Source organism: Pseudothermotoga sp., assembly GCA_025060105.1.
GTDB lineage: Bacteria > Thermotogota > Thermotogae > Thermotogales > DSM-5069 > Pseudothermotoga_A.
Map to the genome: position 1 here is coordinate 1 of JANXCS010000016.1, position 4,302 is coordinate 4,302.

General features: G+C 42.2%; 3 protein-coding genes and 1 CRISPR repeat array. All 3 genes read left to right on the forward strand.

The annotated features are described in order from the left end of the window. The first annotated feature begins 24 nt into the window (after positions 1–24). Positions 25–320: a CRISPR direct-repeat array (repeat unit 30 nt; unit sequence GTTTCCATCCCTCTAAGGTTCGATTGAAAC). 595 nt (positions 321–915) lie between these two features. From NZ875_09625 to NZ875_09635, 3 genes are read left to right on the forward strand one after another with little or no spacing between them, the layout of a single operon-like run. Beyond that, positions 916–2,403, forward strand: a complete 1,488-nt coding sequence (locus NZ875_09625; protein MCS7175994.1) for an ABC transporter substrate-binding protein — start codon at positions 916–918, stop codon at positions 2,401–2,403. Next, positions 2,400–3,353, forward strand: a complete 954-nt coding sequence (locus NZ875_09630) for an ABC transporter permease (protein MCS7175995.1) — start codon at positions 2,400–2,402, stop codon at positions 3,351–3,353. Before NZ875_09625 ends, NZ875_09630 begins: the two co-directional genes overlap by 4 nt. A gap of 2 nt (positions 3,354–3,355) precedes the next feature. Beyond that, on the forward strand, positions 3,356–4,177 hold the full coding sequence (locus tag NZ875_09635) for an ABC transporter permease (protein MCS7175996.1): 822 nt from the start codon (positions 3,356–3,358) through the stop codon (positions 4,175–4,177). The last annotated feature ends 125 nt before the right edge of the window (positions 4,178–4,302 follow it).

The following is a 4,302-nucleotide window of genomic DNA, read 5'->3' on the forward strand; positions in this document are numbered from 1 at the left end:
GGAGTATGAGGTTCACTGAACCAGGTTTCCATCCCTCTAAGGTTCGATTGAAACATAGGGTTGTTGTGGTCCCATCCAGGACCGTCCTCGTGTTTCCATCCCTCTAAGGTTCGATTGAAACACGACTATGAGACTGAGCTTTTTGTGGTCACCGACTAGTTTCCATCCCTCTAAGGTTCGATTGAAACTATAGGCCCGGGCTTGTCCCGGGCTTTTAAAAAAAGTTTCCATCCCTCTAAGGTTCGATTGAAACTTCAGGATGTTTTATGGCAGCTGCGGAACGAGGGCTTGTTTCCATCCCTCTAAGGTTCGATTGAAACCCATAGGGTTCAGATTTATTCTACCACATCTAATTCGTGAGTGTAAAGCGAGAAAGGTTTCTTCCATCAGATAAAACTAACCTTTTATCGCATCTAGAGCCATTGAAGCGTCTTTCCGGGGGTCTCAAAAACCCCCCGCCTTTTTATGTCTATCTGACGTTCGGCAAAAAATGCTAGATTTTCGGCTTTTTTGTAACATTTCAGCTGAATATAAAGTGAAATTTCACAATGTGGTATATTTTTACTGAATAAGGCATTTTTACTCAAATATACTGTTGTATATTTTACTTTTTCACAATGTTTTTACTCGTATAACTCATCGTGTTTATTCACTGATTTTGAAGGAGAATTTTATGAAAATACCCAGGTTCAGAACACATATGTTACTTCACTTTTGCCAAAAAATTAAGCAAGAAAAAGCCGCAACAAAAGCGTTTTGCCGAATGTATGTGCTCAACTCATAAGATTTGAAAGTCAAATTCGAATACTTGTTCTACATAATTTTCACTCAAGAAAGGTACACTTTTGAGTCTGGTTTCGGTATGATATTTATAGACACCATTGTAGTTTTGTAATCACATAAGGGGGTGGTGATGTGAAAAGGTCGATCGTTTTACTTCTAGTCTTGATAAGCGTTGTTCTCCTGGCTGCAGGAAAGCTCACGATTGCCGTTGATGTTGAACCTGTTGGGCTCGATCCACACTTGGTGACAGCGTTCGCATCACACAGAATCTTAGAAAATGTTTATGATGGTCTATTGAGATTCGGAGAAAACTTACAATTACTGCCAAACTTGGCTGAAAGCTACGAAGTGGTCGATCCGTACACGATAGTTTTCAAAATCAGAAGGAACGTCAAATTCCACGATGGAACGCCACTCACTGTGGAAGATGTAGTTTTCAGCTTTCAAAGAATACTGAATCCAGAAACCAAATCGCCTGCAGCAGCGTTTTACCAGGATGTTGAATATGTGAAAGCGACCGATGAGAGAACTGTGGAATTCAAATTGAAAAAACCAATGGCAAGTGCCATATTACCGAACTTCGCAGGTGTGAACAGTTCGATCATCAGCAAAAAATTCTTCGAATCTGGAAAGAATCTGCAGCTTGAAACGAACGGCACAGGACCTTTCTATCTGGCGGAGTATGTGGCTGGAAACTATTTGGTTTTGAAGAAAAACCCGCACTATTTCATCCAAGGTCAGCCCATTCTCGATGAGATCAAATTCGTTTTTATGCCTGAGGAACTTTCAAGAGTCGCCGCGCTAAAGAATAAAGACGTCGATATGGCCAAGATAAGTGAACCTTTGAATGTCAGACAGTTCCCACAAGACAGATTCAACATCTTCAAATCCCCCACACTAAGTTATTACTTGATAGGTATCAACACTACAAGGAAACCCTTCAACGATCCAAGAGTGAGGAATGCGTTGAACTACGCCATAAATAGAGAAGCTATTGTGAAAACAGTTGCCTTTGGTGAGGGTGTGGTTGCTGGCCCGATGCATCCGTCGATAAAGGCTTGGGCTTTACAACCAGAGGAGTTCGAAGAGTACAAGTACAATCCGGTCAAAGCAAAGGAACTTCTAGCGCAAGCTGGTTATCCAAAAGGATTCGAATTCACAATCGTAACATCTCAGCGCTACAACTTTGATAAAGTCGCACAGGTCATACAAGCACAACTTGCTGAGATAGGAGTGAATGTAAAGATCGAACTTGTGGAATGGGGTATATTCATTAAAAGATGGCGAGAGAGTGATTTTGATGCATTCATATCCATGAACAGTGGTTCGATGGAACCAGATATCCAGTTCTACAGGCATTTCAAAACGGGCGGTTCTACCAATGTGTTCTTGTTCTCAAATCCGAGGGTGGATGAATTGCTTGAACTCGGCAGGAGCACGGTGGATGTTCAAAAGAGGAAACAGATCTACGATGAGCTTCAAAAACTACTTGTGAAAGAATCGCCTGTGATTTTCCTCTATTGTCAGAATCAGTTCTTTGTTGCTGACAAGTCCGTGGAAGGCTTCAAGCTCTTACCTAACGAAGGCTTGATCTTTCTGAGGGAGACTTACAAAAAGTGACATTCAGTTACACTATAAGAAGGATACTAGTCTCGATTCCAACTGTTCTTTTAGTAGTTTTAATGGTCTTTCTCGCTATTCATTTGGTGCCGGGCACCGTGGTCGATATGGTGCTCGGCACTCAGAATTATCTAACAGAAGAGCAAATAAAAGACCTTTACCGACAGTACGGTTTGGACAAACCTTTGATCGTTCAATATTTTCTCTGGCTTAGGAACGTGGTTGTTTTCGAATTCGGTGTATCTTTGAGAACGGGTAAACCCGTATTGCAACTGATTTTGAGCAGATTACCTGTGACTTTAGAGCTGGCTGTACTTTCCATGACGATAGCTTTGAGTTTGGGAATAGTGCTGGGAGTCACTGCGGCGGTGAAGAAGGATAGTTTTGTAGACGATGTCATTAGGTTGTTCAGCTTGATTGGAATCTCTTCCCCAGCTTTTTGGATCGGCGCGATATTCATCGTCTTGTTCTCTGGCTTGTTCAAAGGCTTCAACATTTTCGGATACGTGCCTTTCAATCAAGATATTCTGAAGAATATTCAATCGATGTTGTTGCCATCTTTAACACTCGGCTTAATGATCTGCGCTCAAATAGTTCGTATAAGTAGGTCTTCCATGCTCGATGCCCTCAGGCAAGAGTACATAAAAACTGCCAAGGCGAAAGGTGTGAGTCGTTCTGCATTGATCTTCAAGCACGCGCTCAAAAATGCTCTGATCCCCGTTATAACTATCTCTGGGATACAACTTGGTTATTTGGTCGGGGGAACGATCGTTGTAGAAAATCTCTTCGCACTCCCTGGCTTAGGAAGGCTTTTGTTGCAAGCTGTGAACGAAAGAGACTATCCTGTCGTTCAATCGATCGTACTGTTTGTGGCCGTCATGATCGTTTTATTGAACATTCTAATCGATTTCATTTACACACTCGTTGACCCAAGAGTGGAGCTGAAATGAAAATGAGAATTTTCAGAAAAATTTTAAAAAGGCCTTTGAATATCTTCGCTCTGTCGATATTGTTTTTGATCGTTCTGATGGCCATCTTTCCAAAAATCTTTTCAACGTATCATCCTTTCGCTATGGACTATGAAGCGATGCTCAGTCCCCCCTCTTTGAAACATTTTTTCGGCACCGATCAGTTCGGTAGAGACATCTACTCACGTTGTGTCCACGGCGTACAAAAAAGTGTCCTGGTGGCATTCTCCTCAATTCTGCTGGCTTGCTTTTTCGGAACACTTTTGGGGCTTACTTCTGGATATTACGGTGGTGTTGTAGATTTAATAATCATGCGTATTTGCGATAGTTTCTTTGCTTTTCCAACACTCGTGCTGGCCTTGTTCATCGTGGCGTTGTTTGGGAACAGTTTGATCAATTTGATTTTGGCAATAGCTATCGTTTATACACCGATATTTGCAAGAACGATTCGTGGAGCAACATTGTCTACGAGGGAAAGCCTTTTTGTGAAAGCTTCTAAAACTATCGGAGCTGGTGATTTAAGAGTCATGTTCGTTCACATCTTACCCAACATTTCTTCCGTTTTGATAGTCACCTTCACTACGAATCTTTCAACCGCTTTTTTAACGGAAGCTTCGCTCGGTTTTCTTGGATTGAGCGTGCCACCACCACAACCAACTCTGGGTGGACTCGTGGCTCAAGCCACAGCTTTCTTGACCACAGCCCCGTGGATGGCACTTTTTCCAGGATTCGTCATCGCCATGATCGTGTTGAGCCTGAATATCCTAGGCGATGCATTGAGGGATATTCTGGATCCGAGATTATAAATTCAACAGTTTTTTACCTCTACTTGGGCAAAAGAGAAAGTGCGTTCCGTTTAACCACCAAGCATTCAAAATGAAGTTAAGATGTATTCGTCAGTGTTCATCTGGGGGGTAACCATGCGAAGGTC